This window comes from Chryseobacterium sp. VD8 (assembly GCF_037149975.1).
GTDB lineage: Bacteria > Bacteroidota > Bacteroidia > Flavobacteriales > Weeksellaceae > Chryseobacterium > Chryseobacterium indicum.
This window is the reverse complement of record NZ_JBBCQL010000005.1, coordinates 29947-49273: the sequence shown is the minus strand read 5'-3', so window position 1 is coordinate 49273 and position 19327 is coordinate 29947. Positions and strand designations below refer to the sequence as shown.

The 19327-nt window shown below is 36.0% G+C and carries 24 protein-coding genes; 14 read left to right on the top strand and 10 right to left on the bottom strand.

Annotation, left to right across the window (positions count from 1 at the left end; all coding sequences use genetic code 11):
* Positions 1-304 (bottom strand): Holliday junction resolvase RuvX (ruvX, locus tag WFK35_RS01315; RefSeq protein ID WP_336731019.1); only part of this gene is annotated, 304 nt, incomplete at its 3' end.
* Between the two features lie 114 nt (positions 305-418).
* Here ruvX and WFK35_RS01310 point away from each other — a divergent pair.
* Positions 419-895 carry a SixA phosphatase family protein gene (locus WFK35_RS01310; protein WP_214588554.1) on the top strand — a complete coding sequence of 159 codons (477 nt, stop codon included), beginning with the start codon at positions 419-421 and terminating at the stop codon, positions 893-895.
* Between the two features lie 388 nt (positions 896-1283).
* Here the strand turns inward: WFK35_RS01310 and WFK35_RS01305 are convergent, their stop codons facing one another.
* Positions 1284-2828: a serine hydrolase gene (locus WFK35_RS01305; RefSeq protein ID WP_336731018.1), complete on the bottom strand. Its 1545-nt coding sequence runs from the start codon at positions 2826-2828 to the stop codon at positions 1284-1286.
* 533 nt (positions 2829-3361) lie between these two features.
* On the opposite strand from WFK35_RS01305, the gene WFK35_RS01300 reads away from it, so the two are divergent.
* From WFK35_RS01300 to WFK35_RS01285, 4 genes are all read left to right on the top strand, one after another.
* Positions 3362-3859: a metallophosphoesterase family protein gene (locus WFK35_RS01300; RefSeq protein ID WP_336731017.1), complete on the top strand. Its 498-nt coding sequence runs from the start codon at positions 3362-3364 to the stop codon at positions 3857-3859.
* Between the two features lie 81 nt (positions 3860-3940).
* On the top strand, positions 3941-4435 hold the full coding sequence (locus tag WFK35_RS01295; RefSeq protein ID WP_076393067.1) for a Smr/MutS family protein: 495 nt from the start codon (positions 3941-3943) through the stop codon (positions 4433-4435).
* A gap of 18 nt (positions 4436-4453) precedes the next feature.
* Positions 4454-5170 carry a DUF3822 family protein gene (locus tag WFK35_RS01290; RefSeq protein WP_087705790.1) on the top strand — a complete coding sequence of 239 codons (717 nt, stop codon included), beginning with the start codon at positions 4454-4456 and terminating at the stop codon, positions 5168-5170.
* Positions 5171-5241: 71 nt separating this feature from the next.
* Entirely contained in the window at positions 5242-5805 is a 564-nt protein-coding gene (locus WFK35_RS01285) for an RsmD family RNA methyltransferase (RefSeq protein WP_268052865.1), read from the top strand.
* Between the two features lie 375 nt (positions 5806-6180).
* On the opposite strand, the gene WFK35_RS01280 is transcribed toward WFK35_RS01285, so the two are convergent.
* The gene (locus WFK35_RS01280) at positions 6181-6531 is read right to left on the bottom strand and encodes a winged helix-turn-helix transcriptional regulator (RefSeq protein WP_076393147.1); all 351 of its coding nucleotides are present in this window, start codon (positions 6529-6531) and stop codon (positions 6181-6183) included.
* 87 nt (positions 6532-6618) lie between these two features.
* Between WFK35_RS01280 and WFK35_RS01275 the strand changes: the two genes are divergently transcribed.
* Entirely contained in the window at positions 6619-7218 is a 600-nt protein-coding gene (locus tag WFK35_RS01275) for a nitroreductase family protein (protein WP_336731016.1), read from the top strand.
* Positions 7219-7427: 209 nt separating this feature from the next.
* On the opposite strand, the gene murI is transcribed toward WFK35_RS01275, so the two are convergent.
* The 5 genes from murI to WFK35_RS01250 form a co-directional block, all read right to left on the bottom strand.
* Positions 7428-8258 carry a glutamate racemase gene (gene murI / locus WFK35_RS01270; protein ID WP_108411039.1) on the bottom strand — a complete coding sequence of 277 codons (831 nt, stop codon included), beginning with the start codon at positions 8256-8258 and terminating at the stop codon, positions 7428-7430.
* Between the two features lie 109 nt (positions 8259-8367).
* The gene (gene hemW, locus WFK35_RS01265) at positions 8368-9492 is read right to left on the bottom strand and encodes a radical SAM family heme chaperone HemW (RefSeq protein ID WP_336731014.1); all 1125 of its coding nucleotides are present in this window, start codon (positions 9490-9492) and stop codon (positions 8368-8370) included.
* Between the two features lie 51 nt (positions 9493-9543).
* Positions 9544-10494 (bottom strand): PorP/SprF family type IX secretion system membrane protein, encoded by a 951-nt coding sequence (locus WFK35_RS01260; RefSeq protein ID WP_214588545.1) that lies wholly within the window; start codon positions 10492-10494, stop codon positions 9544-9546.
* 51 nt (positions 10495-10545) lie between these two features.
* Complete coding sequence (locus WFK35_RS01255) at positions 10546-11619, bottom strand: RluA family pseudouridine synthase (protein WP_336731012.1); 1074 nt, start codon at positions 11617-11619, stop codon at positions 10546-10548.
* Positions 11620-11691: 72 nt separating this feature from the next.
* Positions 11692-12801, bottom strand: a complete 1110-nt coding sequence (locus tag WFK35_RS01250; RefSeq protein WP_336731010.1) for a PASTA domain-containing protein — start codon at positions 12799-12801, stop codon at positions 11692-11694.
* Between the two features lie 155 nt (positions 12802-12956).
* On the opposite strand from WFK35_RS01250, the gene WFK35_RS01245 reads away from it, so the two are divergent.
* The 5 genes from WFK35_RS01245 to WFK35_RS01225 all read left to right on the top strand — a co-directional run bounded on the left by WFK35_RS01245 (position 12957) and on the right by WFK35_RS01225 (position 16097).
* The gene (locus tag WFK35_RS01245) at positions 12957-13943 is read left to right on the top strand and encodes a D-alanine--D-alanine ligase (RefSeq protein WP_336731008.1); all 987 of its coding nucleotides are present in this window, start codon (positions 12957-12959) and stop codon (positions 13941-13943) included.
* 91 nt (positions 13944-14034) lie between these two features.
* Positions 14035-14499, top strand: a complete 465-nt coding sequence (coaD, locus tag WFK35_RS01240) for a pantetheine-phosphate adenylyltransferase (RefSeq protein WP_076393087.1) — start codon at positions 14035-14037, stop codon at positions 14497-14499.
* A gap of 29 nt (positions 14500-14528) precedes the next feature.
* Positions 14529-14891: a four helix bundle protein gene (locus WFK35_RS01235; protein ID WP_336731006.1), complete on the top strand. Its 363-nt coding sequence runs from the start codon at positions 14529-14531 to the stop codon at positions 14889-14891.
* Between the two features lie 39 nt (positions 14892-14930).
* Positions 14931-15563 carry a trimeric intracellular cation channel family protein gene (locus tag WFK35_RS01230; protein WP_076393091.1) on the top strand — a complete coding sequence of 211 codons (633 nt, stop codon included), beginning with the start codon at positions 14931-14933 and terminating at the stop codon, positions 15561-15563.
* 294 nt (positions 15564-15857) lie between these two features.
* Positions 15858-16097 (top strand): hypothetical protein, encoded by a 240-nt coding sequence (locus WFK35_RS01225; protein WP_336731004.1) that lies wholly within the window; start codon positions 15858-15860, stop codon positions 16095-16097.
* A gap of 49 nt (positions 16098-16146) precedes the next feature.
* On the opposite strand, the gene WFK35_RS01220 is transcribed toward WFK35_RS01225, so the two are convergent.
* Positions 16147-16716, bottom strand: coding sequence for a DUF2892 domain-containing protein (locus WFK35_RS01220; protein WP_336731003.1), 570 nt, complete (start codon positions 16714-16716; stop codon positions 16147-16149).
* Between the two features lie 101 nt (positions 16717-16817).
* Complete coding sequence (locus WFK35_RS01215; protein WP_336731002.1) at positions 16818-17303, bottom strand: dihydrofolate reductase; 486 nt, start codon at positions 17301-17303, stop codon at positions 16818-16820.
* 76 nt (positions 17304-17379) lie between these two features.
* Between WFK35_RS01215 and WFK35_RS01210 the strand changes: the two genes are divergently transcribed.
* From WFK35_RS01210 to WFK35_RS01200, 3 genes are read left to right on the top strand one after another with little or no spacing between them, the layout of a single operon-like run.
* Positions 17380-17988 (top strand): LemA family protein, encoded by a 609-nt coding sequence (locus WFK35_RS01210; RefSeq protein WP_235132858.1) that lies wholly within the window; start codon positions 17380-17382, stop codon positions 17986-17988.
* Positions 17988-18419: a TPM domain-containing protein gene (locus tag WFK35_RS01205; RefSeq protein WP_336731001.1), complete on the top strand. Its 432-nt coding sequence runs from the start codon at positions 17988-17990 to the stop codon at positions 18417-18419. Before WFK35_RS01210 ends, WFK35_RS01205 begins: the two co-directional genes overlap by 1 nt.
* Complete coding sequence (locus tag WFK35_RS01200; RefSeq protein ID WP_336731000.1) at positions 18400-19218, top strand: TPM domain-containing protein; 819 nt, start codon at positions 18400-18402, stop codon at positions 19216-19218. The genes WFK35_RS01205 and WFK35_RS01200 overlap by 20 nt, the downstream gene beginning before the upstream one ends.
* The last annotated feature ends 109 nt before the right edge of the window (positions 19219-19327 follow it).

The window sequence follows — 19327 nt, the reverse complement described above, 5'->3', positions numbered from 1 at the left end:
ACGAAGCCATTTTGGAGGTAAATCTCTCATCGAAGCGGTGTACTTTTATCATCGGAAATTCTTTCTGAAAAACTTCAATGAATTTTAAAATATCTGCTTCCACTTCGGATACATTCCCCTTTAAATCTGTCGGAAGACCGATTACCACTTCATCCACCCGATTTTCACCGAAATATTTCGTCAGAAAATCAATAATTAATGAAGTCTGCACCGTCTCCAGACCGCTCGCAATAATCTGCATATCATCCGTTGCAGCAATGCCGCAACGAGCTTTTCCGTAGTCTATTGCAAGGATTTGTCCCATAGGTTTGCAAATTTAGTAAATTTTAATGATTTTATTCCAAACACAGTTTTTTTTATAAATCAATGTTTTAATCCGCTAATTTTTTTATAATTTTAATTATTCAAAAACAAAATTATGAAGAAACTCATCCTCGTAAGACATGCGAAAAGCGACTGGCCGGAAGAAACGGAAGACTTTGACAGACCATTGGCAGACAAGGGTTTAGAAGAAGCAATGCATATGTCCCGATTCATGAAAAACAATAACGTAGCGATCGATTACTTTGTATCGAGCCCCGCAGTACGCGCACTGAATACGTGCAAAATTTTCAACCAGGCTTACCAGATCAGCATCAATACGAATGAGAAACTTTATAATCCTTCCGAAAGCAATTTCGAATCCGTAATCTACGATCTGGACGACAGCCACGAATCGGTTGCCTTTTTCTCTCACAACAACGGAATTTCCAATTTTGCGAATTCCATCTCAGAAGATATTTTCCATTTTCCGACCTGCGGTGTTGCCGGTTTCGAGATCGACTGCAATTCGTGGTCGGAATTCGACGGAGCCAAAAAGAAACTGCTGTTTTTCTATTCTCCCGGAAAAATTTAATTAATAGTCTGTAAAAATTCCCCTCCTTTGGAGGGGTGGCGAAAATTCGAAAGAATTTTTGACGGGGTGGTTTTAGAATATAGTGAATTTGTGAATGGTAATTTTAACCACAAAAGGTCGCAAAAGATTTTAAAGCGTTATTAGAATATGTAAAGTTCTCAAAAGAATAAAAAATCAAAGATTTTAAAAACTAATGTGTTCTAAAATATTCGCAAAGCTTGATTAATCTCATGTGACTTATGTGTTAAAAAACTTTCTTAACCTTTATAAAAAGCCTAAATAAACTTAATCAATAATTTTGGCTAAAGCCTTTTTGCTATCCTCCGAAACAAAAAGACGGGCTAAAGCCCGTCCCTATTGATAATCATATTGAATGATTTTTTCTGAATTATTTTCTTTTCAGATCCAGATCATCAAAATCAAAACTGAAATCTGTAACGTCTGAAATGGGTTTTAATCTTGCGGATTGAGCTTTTCCGGTTTCATCATAATCAAAAATGATATACGCATCGGCATCGTAGCTTCTGTCGTCCCATTTGATGATGAATGAATTATTGGAATACGGAAGAAGTTCCCCTTTTAAACGTGGAGAACTTTTGCATGAGATTCTGTAGATACTTCCCTGCTGCGCAATTTCCACATCACCAAACCATTGATCGTTGTACATTCCTACAAACTGCTCCGGTTTTGGCTGTAAATTTTTATCTTTTTTAAATGTTTCAGATTTTGCAAAAGCCTCTTTTTTCTGCTTATCAAAACTTTCTTCCATTTTTTTCATCCGGTCGCCGTAGGTTTTCAGCCAGTTGCGGTCTGCAATTCCCAGATAAGAATCTTTCACGGTATTGGTAATCGTGTTGAAAGCCGCTCCCGATTGCTGGTTCGTTAAAACAACAATTCCCAGCTTCATATCCGGAATCAGCGTAAACTGCGTTACCGTTCCGATCAGTCCTCCTGTATGCTGAACCTGTTTATGACCTTTCACATCACTTAAAAACCAACCCATTCCGTATCCGTAGAAACTGGTATCATAAGGGTTTTTCGCTGCCACTCCACTCGGAATCTGTAAACTCCACAACTGCTGAACGTTTTTATCTGAAACTAATTTTTTGCCGTCTTTCGTTGTGAAATTATTCAGCAAAAATTCTGCCCAGGTTGTCATGTCTTTAATATTACTCATAATTCCTCCGGCTGCGTTGGCTGTCTCGTTCCAGTCGTGAGGAACGGCAATGGCTTTTCCGTCTACCGGTGCATGAGCGTCAATTTTGTTGGCAACGGCTTTAGCTCTGTTATAGCTTCCGAAACTGGATGTCATTCCTACAGGTTTCATAATGCGCTGTTCGATAAATTCTGCCCAGCTTAATCCCGAAACTCTGTGGATTACTTCTCCGGCTACGATAAACATGATGTTATTGTAGTCTAAAGTTGTTCTGAAAGGATTTTCAGGCTTTAAATATCTTACGTTGTGAACGATATCGTTTACCGTTAAATTTCCGCCTTCCGGAAAGAACATCAAATCTCCCTGTCCCAAACCTAATCCTGCTCTGTGTGTTACCAGATCTTTAATGGTAACATTCTGCGAAACATACGGATCGTACATCTGAAATTCAGGAATGTATTTTGAAACTTTATCGTCCCAGTTCAGTTTTCCCTCGTCTGCTAAAATGGCAAGTGCAGTACAGGTAAAACCTTTGGAATTGGAGGCAATCCCAACCAATGTAGTATCATCCATCGGTTGTTTGGAAGTTAAAGAACGTACCCCAAAACCTTTGGAATAAATTACTTTCCCATCTTTGATTACACCAACCGACATTCCCGGAACGTCGAAAGTTTTTAAAGTATTCTGGACCAATTCATCCAGTTTTTTCTCTTCAACCTGCGCATTCGCAATCCCAACCGATAAAAGAAGAAGGAAAAAAGAAAGTTTCTGCTTCATTTTTAATTTTTTTCAAATGTAGTAAATAAAGCGGTTTAAACTTTTCATATTTTATCCGATAACAAAAAGTCTGTTTAAACTTTTATTTAACCGCAAAAGCTACAAAAGATGAACTAAACTTTGATTTAAAGCTTTAATTATTGCTTTGTATTGATTCTTCGAAACAAAATACTGAAATTAAAAAGAACTTATCTGCAAAAGATTCTTCATTTCATAATGCTTCGCAAAATTCCATTCTGAATGACAGTTCTGAAACTAAAATTATAAGTTGGTTTAAACTAATTTTAAAATCCAGCAAAGAGAAAAAATCTTTGATTTTTTTTAACTTATGTGCTCTCTTTTTCCATTTAAGTAGTAAACTTAAACAACTAAAGTGTTAAATCTTTTGCATCTTTTGTGGTAAAAAAGCTTAAACAAGTTTATATTAATGAATGTCATTACAAACCTCAAATAATAACAATTAACATTAAAGATGTTTGTAAATCTTAAGAAAAAATAATTTCAAATCTTATCTTTGCAGAGAATTTTAAATAATGACGAAAATCCTGCTTCTTTCCGACTCTCATTCATATATCGACGACCGTATTTTAGTATATGCAGGTCAGGCGGATGAAATCTGGCATGGCGGAGATTTCGGAAGTATGGATGTAATTGAGCAGCTTGAAAAGATAAAACCGCTGAAAGGAGTTTACGGAAATATCGACAATGCTAAAATCCGTTCTGAATTTCCGGAAGTGAGTCGTTTTATGTGCGAAAAAGTAGAAGTTCTGATGATCCACATCGGCGGTTATCCGGGAAAATACACACCGTTGGCAAAGCAGGAGATTGCTGAAAAAGCTCCGAAACTTTTTATTTCGGGACATTCGCATATTCTGAAGGCGATGTTTGATGAAAAAAACAATCTTCTCCACCTAAATCCCGGAGCGTGCGGAAAACAGGGATGGCATAAAATGCGAACGATGATGCGTTTTGTAATCGATGATACGGAAATAAAGGATTTGGAGGTTATTGAATTGGGACCAAAGTTTTAAAATAATTTTTAAACCATTAAGAAAAAAATTGAGGAGTTAAGAATAATAAGAGATTGCTTGGTTCCTCGCAATGACAGTACTATGAAAATTGGCGATAAAGTTTCTGTGGTAGATGAAGATTTGAGCGGGGTGGTTACTTCCGTGAAAGGAAATATCGTGGTTTTTAAAGATGAGTACGGTTTTACGCATCAATATCCGAAGGAGAAACTTGTTCCGAAAATTTCGGATTTTTATGAAAATACACCCATCATAAAAAAAGCGGAGCCGAAAAAGGTAATTTCCAAAGCACATCAGAAAAATCATTTGGTTCTTGATCTTCATTTTCATAATTTAGTTAAAAATCCAAATGATTATACCAGTTTTGAAAGACTTTTCATCCAAAAAGAAAGACTGGTGGAAACCATCAACTTTTGCAGAAAACACAATCTGAAAAGGCTGGAAATCGTACACGGAATCGGAGACGGAGTTTTGCAGAAAATGGTTTTCGATACATTGGAAAGCCAGACAAATGTGGATTTTTATAATAAGGAAATACTTCATCATCAATCGGGTGCGGTAATGGTAGAATTTCACTAAATTTGCAGGAATCAAATTATGAATATACTTAATTTACTTTTTACCAAAGACGGGTTAATCTACCAGATTGCTAAAAATAAAAGCATTGTGGAAGAGAAATCGTATTTCGTGGATGAAGAATCTCCGGAAAACTTTATTTCGGATATGCTGGATAAAGTTCTTCTTCTGCAGAGATTTGATGAGATCCATGTGATTTCCGCACTCAATCATTTCACGCTGATGCCGGAAGGTTTTTCGGAGCATGAAGCCGGATTCGATCTTATCGCTTTTAACGCTCCTGTGGATAAAGAAAAAGAAGAACTGATGCTTTCGATTAATGAAAAGTTTAAAATTCAGTTTTATTATACATTCCCAAAGCATTTTTACAAAAAGATTAAAGAACTCGCGCTGCCTGTTCAGTTTAATTTTTCCGGTGAAAAGTTTTTAAATTCTATCAATAACAAAAACAGCAAAGAAATTCACATCAACCTGTATCATAACCAATGTGAGTTTTTCGCGATAGACAACAAAAAAATTATTTTATACAACAATCTGGACGTTAATTCTGAAGTAGATTTTCTTTATTTCGTGATGTTTACGTTAAGCAAGATCGGTTTCGGAATCAATGAAACCAATTTCTACGCGTACGGAGAAACTACTGAGAATGAAACATTTATTTCAGAGCTTCAGAAATTCGTAAAGAATCTGAAAATTGTATTTGATAATATTCCTTCTAAAAATTTTATATTAAATTAGGTTGCAGAAGATCAGATAGCAGGTTTTAGTTTATCTGCAATCTTTTACCTCCAATCTAAAACCTATCAATTATGTACAGAATCATATCCGGCAAATGGAAAGCCAAAAAAATCGCCGCTCCGAAGAATTTTGATGTAAGACCGACCACGGATTTTGCCAAAGAAGCACTTTTCAGTATTCTGGAAAACACCTACGATATGCAGTCGGTTTCCGTACTGGATCTTTTTGCGGGAATCGGTTCTATTTCGTTTGAATTTGCATCAAGAGGATGTCAGGATATTACGTCCGTAGAAATGAATCCGAAACATACGTCTTTTCTTAATTCTACCGCTTCTGAACTTGGATTCAGTCTGCAGGTGAATGTTCAGCGGGGTGATGTTTTCGACTGGCTGAAGAAATTCAGAAACAAAAAATCTTTTGAAATTGTTTTCTCCGATGCTCCTTTCGAAATGGAAGAAAAAAAGTATCAGGAAATTATTTCTCTGGTTTTAAACAATAAATACCTGAAGGAAAACGGAATTCTAGTGATAGAACACCAAAGCCGAATGAAATTTGATCATCCGAATTTAATCGACACCCGAAAATACGGCAATGTAAGCTTCAGCTTTTTTGAACCGAATAAGGATGAAGCCTGATTCCGTGGCTTTTATAATTGGGCTTCTATTTATACCTTTTTTATTTTTATTTTTCAGAAGCCTTTTTTTCAAATTCACATCTTATAAGATAATCTTTAGAATTTGTATTGCTTTATCAATTTTAGGGATAATAGCTTTAGTAATAACAGATACACCGCAGAATAAGCCAAACTTTTATCTATTCTTATTCTGCCCTATATATCAATTTGCTCTTTTGCATTTTAGTTTAAATATTTTTAGAAAATACAACGAAAGAGATCCAATTGATGCTCCCAGATTTTCTTCATTTGATTATGATAATGACAGGCTTTTTTACTTTACCTATATAATGTTGAGCTTATGTTTGCCAATAGCTGTATTAGCTTATTTTTTTCATTAGTTCACAATTTCTACTTTGCTGGAATTTTGTACCGCACTTTCGCCCCATTTTGCAATTTCTTTTAAAAGAGGAAGCAACGTTTTCCCGAAATCCGTTAAGGTGTATTCTACCATTAAAGGCGGTTTCTCTGTGTATACTTTCCTGTCGATAATATGATCTTCTTCAAGCTGTTTTAGCTGTAAACTTAACGTTCTTTCTGTAATTGTGGGAATTAATTTTCTTAGTTCGTTGTATCTTTTTGCCCCATCAATCAGATAAAACAAAATCACCGCTTTCCATTTTCCGCCGATAAATCTCATGGTAACCGTTGTACAGCACGGATATTCTTTATTATCTATGGAATACATTTTTTTCATACTATCATTTTAGACCGTTATTGCAAATATATTAAACATACATTAATTTTGCAACTATAAAAAATATAGTATAAAATTATGAGCTTTTTAGAAAAAATGAAATCGAGATATACCGTAAAAAAGTATAATCCTCAAGGTATAATAAGTGAAGAGCAGATTCAGCAGCTTAAAGAAATTCTGCATTTAAGTCCATCTTCCATTAACAGTCAGCCGTGGAATTTTGTGTTTGTATCGGATCCTGAAACAAAAACACAACTTGCCGAAGCTTCTTATTTTAACAAAGAAAAAGTATTGGACGGAAGTCAGCTTATCGTTTTTCAGGCACTTAAAAACCCTGAAGATTTTGAAAAGCAGATTGAAGAAAATCTTCCGGAAGGTTCGGTAACTTATTATAAAACTTTTGTAAAACCGAAAGGAGAAGCGGAGATCAGATCGTGGCTGAAACATCAGGTTTATCTTTCATTGGGTGTTTTGCTTTCTGCGTGTGCAGATATGGGAATAGATTCTACTCCGATGGAAGGAATTGAAACCGAAAAATATGATGCGATTTTAAAAAACGAAAAATACGAAAGTGTTTTTGCCGTAGTGATTGGCGTAAAGTCTGAAGAAGACAAAAACCAGCCGGTTCATACCCCAAAAAGGAGACTGGAAAGACAGCACGTAATTTTGGAAATTTAATTTATTTAAATGCAAAGATTAATATAATCCCCGAAATTATTTAAGAGAGCAAAGAGTGGCGACAAAGTCGCTTATGAAGTATGCTTTATAAAATCAATTTTCAATTGATTAATTCTTAGCTCACTAAAAATAAACTTTGAAAAATAAATCTTTGCGTTAAAGAATCTTATATAGAAAAAGCTGTTTCAAATTGAGACAGCTTTTGTTTTTTATAATACTTTTAATTCTAAATCGATGGTTTTTCCGAAGAATTTCTTCGAGATTTTTTCGAAATTTTTCGTTAAATCCGAAAGATAGAAATGGTAATTCGGTTTTGGATTCTGCTCATTCAGCAGATGATACTTATCCAGAATAATTTTCAGATGGTTGGCGACAATATTCGGAGAATCAATTACGCGGACACGATTTCCGTAATATTGCTTGATTTCATCAATCAGCAACGGATAATGCGTACAACCCAGAATTAAAGTCTCAATATTCTTTAATTTACTGTTGCTTAAGTAATTGTAGATAATCGCATGCGTAATCGGGTGATTTTTAAAACCTTCCTCAATAGCAGGAACCAATAAAGGTGTTGCCAGTTCATCCACCTTGATCCATTTATTATGCTTTCTGATGCTTTTTTTATACAACCCTGAATTCACAGTAGCTTTCGTTGCAATGACACCCACATTATTATGGATTTCATAGGAAACTTTTTCTGCAACCGGATTAATTACGTCAATCACAGGAACTTTTCCTGCAACAGACTGCATCACTTCATTCAGCGCATTTGCCGTTGCCGTATTGCAGGCAATAACAATCGCTTTACAGTTTTGCTCCAACAGAAAATTGGTGATCTTTGTAGAATATTCGATAATCGCTTCCTTCGATTTTTCACCATACGGAAGATGTTTGGTGTCACCAAAATAGATCAGATCTTCGTTCGGAAGAAGTCTTTTTATTTCTTTGGCAACTGTAAGTCCGCCCACTCCGCTATCGAAAATTCCGATAGGCTGTTTTGGGGAAAGATGCGAATAATCCTGCTTTTTAGTTTTCAAAATTGAACTGAAATTTTATACAAAAATAGTGAAATTGTTGGATGTAGAAGATGGATGTTACAAGTTTTTCACAAACCATTCCTCCAACTTCAGGCTTTAGACTTCCACCTTAGACGATGAACAGATCCGAAGCAATTCCGTCTGCCATAAACCAGTGTTTTTCCGGAATTTTAAGGTGGTTATTTTCTTTTACCAAAATTCCTTCTTCCAGCTTTGGTTTGATTTCATTCTGAAAATGTTCTAAAATCCCGTCATTAAATTTTTCTTTTAAGCTTCCCAGATCAACGCCCCAAATTGTTCTTAAACCAATCATGATCATCTCATTAAACTGATCATTTTGAGAGAGAAATTCTTCTTCTTTAGCCAGAAGATCTGAGTTTAATTTTTTGATATATTGCTGATTGTTCGCGACATTCCAGCCTCTGACATCAAAACCGTTATAAGAATGTGCAGAAGGACCAATTCCCAGATATTCTTTATACTTCCAGTAGGAAGAATTGTGTCTTGAGTAAAATCCGGGTTTGGCAAAATTGGAAACTTCATAATGCTCAAAACCATTATCTTTCAGAAAATCCGATAAGTAGTAAAATTCTCTGTTCTGTTCTTCTTCCTTAGGGCTTTTTACTTTCCCTTTTGAGATCCAGTTTTCCAAAGCCGTTTTCGGCTCAACCGTTAAAGCATAAGAAGAAATGTGCGGAACTTCAAGTGCAATGGTTTTATTTAAATTTTCTTTCCAGATTTCCAGATTGGAAGTTGGCGAACCGTAAATTAAATCAATGCTTAAATTTTCAAAACCAAAATCCTGCGCTTTTTTGATGGAATCTTCGGCTTCGTTTGCAGTATGCGCCCGATTCATTAGTTTAAGATCTTCTTCAAAAAAACTTTGGGTTCCGATTGATAATCTATTTATCGGAGATTCCGAGAGTCCTTTCAGAAAGTTCTTATCCAGATCATCGGGATTCGCTTCTAAAGTAATTTCGATATCCTTTTCAAAAGTAAAATGTTTTAATACTTCATCAATTAAAGATTTGATTTCATCCGGTGAAAGAATGGAAGGCGTTCCGCCACCAAAATACAGTGATTGTAAGTTTTTGTTTTGCAATTCATCTTTGCGAAGAAAGATTTCTTTCTTCATCGCAGCCAGCATCTCATCCTTAAAATTTAAAGATGTAGAAAAGTGGAAATTGCAATAGCTGCACTTTTGCTTGCAAAACGGAATGTGAATGTAAATCATAAAAAAAGCCCTGAAAAAATTCAGAGCTCAAATTTATTTAAATTAAATCAATTAATATCTATAACCTCTGTGGTTAATGAAGTTATCGAAGTTATATCCTAACCCAATCATGAAGCTGTTTCCTCCATATTCCTGAATATCAGACAAACCTAAGTTGTAAGTAGCTCCAATCATAAATTTGTTGAATCTTACTTTTACAACCGGAGCAATTTGTAATTGCTGACTGTCGAATCTGTTCTGAACAGATCTGTAGCTTACCCCGAAAGAGAATGCATTGATATCGTTAAAGAACGTTGCCATTAAGTTATAATCAATCGTTCTTGTAGAGTTCGTGTTCAGGTTAATTAAAGCTGAAGGTGTGAAATAGATGTTATCACCTACATGCCAGTCATATCCTAAGTTTAAGAAAAACTTAATTGGAGAAGGCTCACGTCCGTTTACGATCGCTTCATCGTTGGTAAGTGCGATATCGTTAACTGAAACTCCTGCGAAAATATTTCTGTAGGTAGCCTGTGCTCCGAAGTTTGCATATGCCATGAAAATATTACTTTCACTTCCCTGCAATAACGGATCTGAAGCATCCTGCGTGTTAATTTTTGAATAATCAAAATTCATGTTGTAGAAGCTAACGCTTGTACCGAAAGAGAACTGATCTTTTCTGTCTCCGTCGCTGCTAAGAGGAATAAAATATGAAGCACCCGCTGTAATACCACCTGCAGAAATAGGACCGTTGCTGTCTCTAAATACAGATAAACCTGCTCCCACTCTATCAAAAATGTTCGCGTTAATCCCTACCGACTGAACGTTTGGAGACTCACTGAACTTCGAAAATTGCTGCTGATAGTTAAGATTAAGCTGCACATAGTCGGTCTTTCCGTATTGTGCCGGGTTGAACAAAAACTCACCGTCTAAAAGATACTGTTGATAGTACGGTAAAGTTTCTTGTGCTTTGTATGCATTTGACAAAAGAGCTAAACATACGATAGCATATAGTTTTCTCATAACAAATCTTGATTTCAATTCAACAAATATAAAAAAATTCTCAATATATTTTTAGTTTTCTAAATAATTTCTCCATTTTTTTACAGCATCCGCCATATCTTTCGGCATTGGGCTTTCAAAATATAATTCCTTCTTGGTAGTGGGATGTATAAATCCTAAAGTATGGGCATGAAGTGCATGTCTGGGTAAAATCTCAAAGACATTTTTTATAAACTGCTTATACTTAGGAAGATTCACTCCACGGAGAGGGGTATGCCCTTCATATCTTTCATCATTGAATAAAGTATGACCAATATGTTTGAAATGCGCTCTGATCTGGTGGGTTCTTCCGGTTTCAAGCTTACATTCTACCCAGGTCATGTATTTAAATCTTTCTAAAACCCTGTAATGGGTTACAGCATGCTTTCCCTGACTTCCGTCTTCATAGGTATGCATCTGCATCCTGTTTTTCGGATGACGACCGATATGGCCTCTTATTGTACCTTCATCATCCTGTACATTTCCCCAAACGAATGCCCAATACAATCTTTTGGTTTTTCTGTCGAAAAATTGTTTTGCCAGAAAGCTCAGTGCATATTCATTTTTTGCAATCACCAATAATCCGGAAGTGTCTTTATCAATTCTGTGCACCAGTCCAACCCTGTCAAGATCGGATTTTTCGCCATTCTGTTCAAAATGATACGCCAAAGCATTCACCAATGTGCCGTCCCAGTTTCCGAACCCCGGGTGTACTACCATTCCCGGATCTTTATCTACAACGATAAGATCATCATCTTCGTATACAATATTGATGGAAATATTTTGCGGAATGATAACATTTTCCCGTGGAGGATGCGCCAGAAGCACCGAAACCTGATCTCCCGGTTTTACGCGATAATTCTGTTTTACCGCAACACCGTTTACAATAACATTTCCTGCTCTGCAGGTCTGTGAAATTTTATTTCTGGAAGAATTCTGACGGAAAATCAATAAAAACTTGTCGATCCTCAACGGTTCCTGACTTTTGTCTACCGTGATGTTAAGGTGTTCATACAGTCCTTTATTTTCTTCATCAATATCAAGATTATCGATACTGTTCTGATCTAATAATTCTTCATCCAAAAAATCTTCGTTATCTTCTGCCATTGTTTTATCTTTTATACAAAAGGCTTCAACATAATGAAAGTTGAAGCCTGTATTTTTATAATTTTTACGATGTTATTCTACAACTACCTTTTTAGCTTTAGGCTTTTCTGCAGGTTTTGCAGGAGTTGTTGCAGATTTATTGCTGCTCGCTGACTGGTTATTACCAGAACTACTACCTGTATTAGAAGTAGTAGTCTTAGATTTATTTTCAGTTACCGGTTTCGTTGATTTTACCGTGGTTTTAGAAGCATCTGCTTTTGTTGCATCTGTAGACGGTTTAGGGATTTCCCTTTTCGGAGTTACCGGCGGAGGAGGAACTTCCTGTGACGGTTCCTGACGAACTGGCATTTCCTGATATTGGATTGGAGGCAGAGCGGTATCTACTTTCATTCTATAGGTAGAATTCAGCTGTTCTATTTTTGCACTCAGTTCAGCCAGTGTTTTCTTACTTGCCCAAAGATCAATCTGCATTCCCTGATCCCGGACATCTCCGGCTGCAGGATCCTGATAATAGATAACATCAGATTCATCTTTGCTTCCATCTTCATGATCCACAAGACCCACTTCAAACATACTTCTTGCAATAACCTGTCTCGCTTCCTTCACCGTTAATCCCACTACATTAGGAATCGCGATATTTCGTAATGGTCCTGAACCAATAACTACATCTACCACAGAGAATCTCGCCAGTTTAGTTTTGGGTTTTACTTCATTTCCGTTATATAAAATTCGGATAACCGCATCTTTCTGAATACTTGGCTCGAAGATGGTGTCTCCAACTTTCAGACCTACCTGTTCCAGACGTTGGAAAGCAAGACCTGAATATTTATTGATTACATCCGGAACTTCAACTTTAGCCCAGGTTCTTGGATTTACTCTTAACTGAATCGCTCTTCCGTCTTTTACACGGGAACCCGGAACCGGATACACCTGTAAAACCTGAAAAGGTCTGTATTTAGGATCATAATTAAAACTGTCCACTTCATATTCCAATCCCGAATCATCCAATATTTTGATGGCTTCCTGTACAGATTTATTAACGATATTTGGAACGGGAATTTCCTGACCATGATTGGTATGATATTCTAACCAACGAAACGTAAGCCAAACCAACCCCACAAAAACACCGATGGCTACGACTAAGTTCAGTAAAACTTTCCAATTGAAAAGTGATTTAAGCATACTTAAAATGACTATAATTAGACAGCAAATATAATTAATAATTTTAGAATGTGCTTTTAATTTAACACATTTCACTTTTGATTTTAAAATTTCAGGATTTACGTTTACGCGTTGTATAAAATCATTAAATTTGCCTTAACTGATACTAAACAAAAATGAGCAAAAAACAAGTTGCCGTAGTGATGGGAGGCTATTCAGACGAATATGTTGTATCATTGAAAAGCGGACAATTAATCTATGATTCCTTAGACAGAAATCTTTACGATGTATATAAAGTAGTTATCCTGAAAGATGAGTGGTATTTTTTAGGTGAAAATGAGCAGAAATTTCCCATAAACAGAGGAGATTTTTCTGTGACTTTACATGATAATGAAACATTGAAATTTGATGTCTGCTTCAATATCATCCACGGAACACCGGGCGAAAACGGAATTCTTCAGGCATACTGGGACGCGATCGGACAGAAATATACGGGATGTGATTTTTATCAGAGTGCTTTAACATTCAATAAAAAAGATACTTTAGCGGTACTTTCAAAATACGGAATTCCTTCTGCGAAAAGTGTTTATTTAAGAAAAGGAGAAGAAATCAAGGTTGATGAAATTATAGAATTTCTTGGCTTGCCTGTTTTCGTGAAACCCAATCAGTCGGGATCCTCTTTGGGGATTTCTAAAGTAAAAGAAAAAGCGGAATTCCTTGCTGCCACTGAAATTGCTTTCAAAGAAGATGACGAAATATTAATTGAAAGTTTCTTAGACGGAATGGAAGTTTCCGTAGGAGTGATCGATTATAAAGGAGAAACAATCGTTCTGGGAATTACAGAAATTGTTCCTACCAACGAATTTTTCGATTATGAAGCCAAATATGAAGGGGCTTCTGAGGAAATTACGCCTGCAAGAATTGACGATGAGACAAGAATCCGCGTAGAGGAAATTGCAAAAAGAGCCTACAATTCTCTTGGGATGAGTGGTTTCTCAAGAAGTGAATATATTCTGATGGACGGAATTCCTTATATGCTGGAAATGAATACGAATCCGGGATTTTCTCCTGCAAGTATTCTTCCGCAGCAGGCAAAAATCTACGGAATTTCTATTACAGACCTTTGTGGAAACGAGGTTGAAAAAGCTTTACAAAAAAATTAAAAAGATGAAAGATGAAGGATAGAAGCCGGCAGTTTATCTCTCTATATTTCTCACCTCATCATTCATAATTTATAACTATAATTTATCACGCATGAAAATTGCTGTTTTTCCGGGGTCATTCGATCCGATTACTTTAGGACATTACGATATCATTGAGAGAGCGGCGCCGCTTTTTGATAAACTGATTATTGCTATCGGGCAGAATTCCCAGAAAAAATATATGTTTCCGCTAGAGAAAAGAATGGAATTCATCCAAAACTCAGTTGCGGAATTCCCAAACGTGGAAGTAGATTATTTTGAAGGTTTAACCGTTGATTACTGTTTCGAAAAAAATGCACAGTACATCATCAGAGGTTTAAGAAATCCTGCCGATTTTGAGTTTGAAAAAGCGATTGCCCACACCAACAGAACTTTAGCACACAAAAAACTGGAAACGGTATTTTTATTGACCTCTTCAGGAAAGTCTTTCATCAGCAGCAGCATTGTAAGAGAAATCATCAATCACGGCGGAGAATATGAGTTGTTGGTTCCGGATTCGGTGAGAGTGCAACTATAAGTAATGGGTAATGAGTAATTTGTACAACTATGGATTTTAATCAGTTATTTAGAGATCGAACTAAAGATTTTTCGATTCCCATTATTAAATCGTTATCACCATTACCTTATTCTGATGATCTTTCAGTAATCAGAAAACAAATTATAAGATCAGCAACTTCTGTAGCTGCTAATTACAGAGCAGTCGCGAGAGCAAGATCCGAAAAGGAAAGATTTGCTAAAATCTGCATTGTTGTAGAAGAAATTGATGAAACTCAATTCTGGTTAGAAATAATTGATGAGCTGGAATATTTAGATTCCGGAAAAATCTCACATTTAAGATCAGAATGTGATGAATTAGTAAAAGTAATGACTGCTTATAAATTTAAATTATCTCAAAATACAACACTGTAATCATATTACTTATTACCGATTACTCATTACCTATAAAACATGCACGAACAGTTCAATTTTGCCATAGAAGTTTTGGGAACGATATCATTTTCGATGTCGGGAAGTTTTGCGGCAATGCAGAAACGGCTCGATCCTTTCGGTGTTCTGATTATTGCTTTTGTAACTTCTGTTGGCGGTGGAACTGTGAGAGATCTTCTGCTTGATATTCCGGTTTTTTGGATGCATGATCTTCTTACGTGTGCATTGATTATCCTGACCAGTATTTTCACCATGATTTTTAAATCTTTTGAAAAAAATTTCAGGGTAACTTTATTTATTTTTGACAGTTTCGGACTGGGATTGTTTACGATTATTGGCGTTCAGAAGGGTTTAAACGCGGATATTCATCCATTAATCTGTATCGGATTGGGAACAATTACAGGTTGTTTCGGTGGAATTATCCGGGATATACTACTCAACAGAATTCCTTTGATTTTCAGGAAAGAAATTTATGCAACCGCCTGTATTGTGGGAGGTTCAGCATTTTTACTATTGACAAAATTTACGACTTTAACGTATACCATCGTTCAGATTTTCACCATTCTATTAATTGTTTCCATAAGAACTTTAGCCGTTAAATATCATTGGCAGATCCCGAAATTTTACGGGTATGAGAATAATTCTGAGATGTAATGTATGAAAAAATGCCTTTCTTTTTTGATTTTCTCATTGTTTTTCTCTTGTCAGCATGAGAGTAATTTTGATTTAGAAAAAGATTTATATCAATTTTCAGACAAAATGGAAAATGGCGATACTGTTGAGGTAAATGTAAATCATTCAGCCTGTCTATTTTTATCTCATGAATTGTAAACTTTTATTAAACAAAAAGATACTGTATTTCTTCAGACCTACTCGGAAATAAGTTCATTTGAAAAAAGAGAACAGACATTACCCAAAATAGTTTACCAGACAAGCAATAAAAATCAATTGAGCTTTGAGAATTATTTTAAATATTTATACAAAGAAAATAAACCAAGAACAAAAACAAATTCTGCAATTGTAAGCATTCATTATAAAAACAAAGCTCAAGCAAAATCTTTTTACAGTGATGATCTGCGAGATAGATTTGAAAAATTAGATCGTTTTGGATTACTCCGTAAGAAAATTTATCCTAATGATACATTTTTCAAATCACCAGAACCTCCACCTCCTAAATTTGCAAAATAAAAAAGCACCTAAAAAAATTAGATGCTTTTATTTTTAATCAGGTTATTCATTAAAAGAATTTCCCTCTGTTTCTCATATTCGGGTTATGCATATGTTTCTGCATCGTTGGCATTTTCAGTTGCTCCTTAATCATTTTAATCTGGTCGGTCATCATTCCTGCGCTGTCTAATCGTTTTGCTTCGTCCAGAAGTTTTTGTCCTTCCTGTTTTCTTCCTTTAGAAATTGCTGCTGCAGCAAGATTTAAAGTTGCCATAGCTCTGTCATGCTTCATGTTAAGACCATATTCCAAAGCTTTTTTCATGAAAGGTTCCACTTTTGTAGGATGATCCTGAGCTTGAGTTAATCCCATTAAATAGTGAAAATATCCATACTGCGTTTTATGAAGCTGGTTTTTGTAATCTGTGATATTTTTAAGCCACTCTCCTGCTTTTTCCATATTCTGCTTTCTTAATTGCCAGAAAGCCAAAAGAATATATTCGTTTTTAAAGAAAAGCAGAATAGGAGCTCCTGCCAAAAGGAAAACTACAATTCCCCAGCCTTTCTCTCTTGTGAAAATAATCATCCATAGTCCTAAAAGAATAAGAACCGCCGCAACTGCAATTTTTATATATTTATTCATTATTAAATTTTAGAAGTGCAAAGATAAGAAATTTAAGATTCAAAGTTTAAGGTTCAGCGTCTAAAGTTTTGTATCGAATTCTGAGCTGAGAACTTTAAACATTAAACTCTTTCAAACGTTTGAAAACAGAAATCATACTGGTTTTTTTCGTCTTTTTCATGGCAGATTTCGTCTGTTTTTTTCCAGATTTTAGGATCGATCTTTGGAAAGAAAGTATCGGCTTGAAGATCGGCCCTTACTAAAGTTATTTCCAGTTTATCAACAATATCCATCGTCTGTTCATAAATTTTTCCGCCTCCGATAATGAAAACTTCTTCATCAATTTTTTTAGCGAATTTTACGGCTTCTTTAATGCTTCCGACGATTAAAATACCTTCTTCGAACCAGTCGGTTTTTCTGGACACAACAATATTGGTACGGTTGGGAAGCGGTTTCCCGATACTTTCATATGTCTTTCTTCCCATGATCACCGGATGCCCCGAAGTGATTTCTTTAAAGTGTTTCAGATCTTTAGGAAGATGCCAAAGCAACTGATTTTCAAAACCAATTTCGTTCTTCTCTCCCATTGCCACCACAATTGTTGTCATTCAAATAAATTTTTACAAAATTAGCACATAATTTGTATATTTGGTTAGCACAAAACATATTAAAAAAATTCAAACTATGAAAAATAAAGGTTGTCTGAGCGCAGGAACTATTGGTATCGCTCTACTTATTATTGTCGCAGTTATTTTCTTCTGGGGCAAAAGTGGCTACAACAGCTTTGTAGACAAGGAACAGACGGTTAATGCAAAATGGTCTAACGTAGAAACTGTTTATCAGAAAAGAGCAAATCTTATCCCGAATCTTGAAAGAACGGTAAAATCTTATTCCAAATTCGAGCAGGAAACCTTAACGAAAGTTGTTGAAGCACGTTCTAAAGCAACTTCCATCAACATTGATCCTACCAATATGACCGAGCAGGATGTTGCCAGATTTCAGGCTGCACAGGGAGAATTATCCGGAGCTTTAAGCAGATTGATGGCAGTGGTGGAATCTTATCCTAATTTAAAAGCAGATCAGCAATACATTAATTTCCAGAGAGAGTATATCGCGATAGAAAACAGCATCAGAACAGAAACTGTTTACTACAATGATGCAGCAAAAGATTATAATGTTTCTATAAAGCAATTCCCGAATAATATTCTGGCGAATTTCACCAACTTTAAAGAAAAACCTTTGTTCAAAGCGGAAGCAGGAGCAGAAAAGGCACCTGAAGTATTCTCAGAATAATGGCAACCAGTTTCTTAACAAATCAGCAGATAGCTTCCCTCGTGGAAGCTATTCAGTCAGCAGAAGAAAATTCTACCGGCGAGATCAGAGTGCATATCGATTCGAATACGGATGAAGACAATGCAAAAATTGCTTTCAAAGTTTTTGAAGAATTGTGCCTGAATAAAACCAAAGAAAGAAATGCGGTGCTTTTTCATGTCAATTTTGAACAGAAATATCTTACCATCATTGGAGATACCGGAATTCATGCAAAAGTAAGCCAGTCTTACTGGGATCATCTGCACGACTATATTACGTCTGAATTTGCCAAAGGAAATTATTATCAGGCTTTAAAAAGCGGAATTCTGGAAACCGGACTGGAACTAAAAAAATATTTTCCTGTAACGGGAGAAAACCACAACGAACTTCCTAATGAAATTACGTTCTCTTAAAATAGTTTTTTCATTTTTACTGGTATGCTTTTACACTTTTGTATCGGCACAATATACCATTCCTCCAAAACCAGACGTTCTGTATCCTGTTTATGACGATGCCAATCTTCTGAAGAAGGAGGAAAAAGATGCGCTTAATAAAAAACTGATCGCATTTGCAGATTCTACCTCAACAGAGATTGAGGTGGTTATTATTCCGTCCACAAAAGGAGAAGACATTAATTTTCTGGCAACGATGTTTGGCGAGAAATGGGGAATCGGGAAAAAAGATGTCGACAACGGAATTGTTTTCCTTATTGCAACCGAAGACCACACCATGTCTATCCAACAGGGAAGAGCGGTGGAACAATACCTTACCGCATCTGTTGCAGGACAGATATTGGACTACATTGTAACCCCTCACTTTAAACAGGGCGAATGGTACGAAGGTATCAACGGCGGTACATCGGCAATTATGGAAGCGGTTCAGGGGAAATTTAAACCTTTGAACAATCGTGAAAGCGGAAATGGAGACGGAAGTATTTTTAAAATTATCATCATTGCATTTGTTATCTTCATCATTATTGCCATCCTTTTCGGAAACAAAGGAGGAGGAAAAGGTGGCGGAAATTATGACGACGACGATGTGATCCTTTCCAGAAGAGGTCGCAGAAATTACTCTGGTGGATTTTTCCCTTTTCCGGGCAGCTTTGGCGGCGGTGGATTTGGTGGTGGAAGTTCCGGTGGCGGAGGCGGCGGATTTGGAGGCTTCGGCGGAGGCGGAAGTTTCGGAGGCGGCGGTGCTTCCGGGGGTTGGTAGAATTTTAGTTTCTGTTTTAAATTCCTCTGTTTTTAAATTGAAATGAACACATATAATAAATAATCGGTCATTTTGATCGATTTTTTTATTTATCAGCTTTATAAATTTT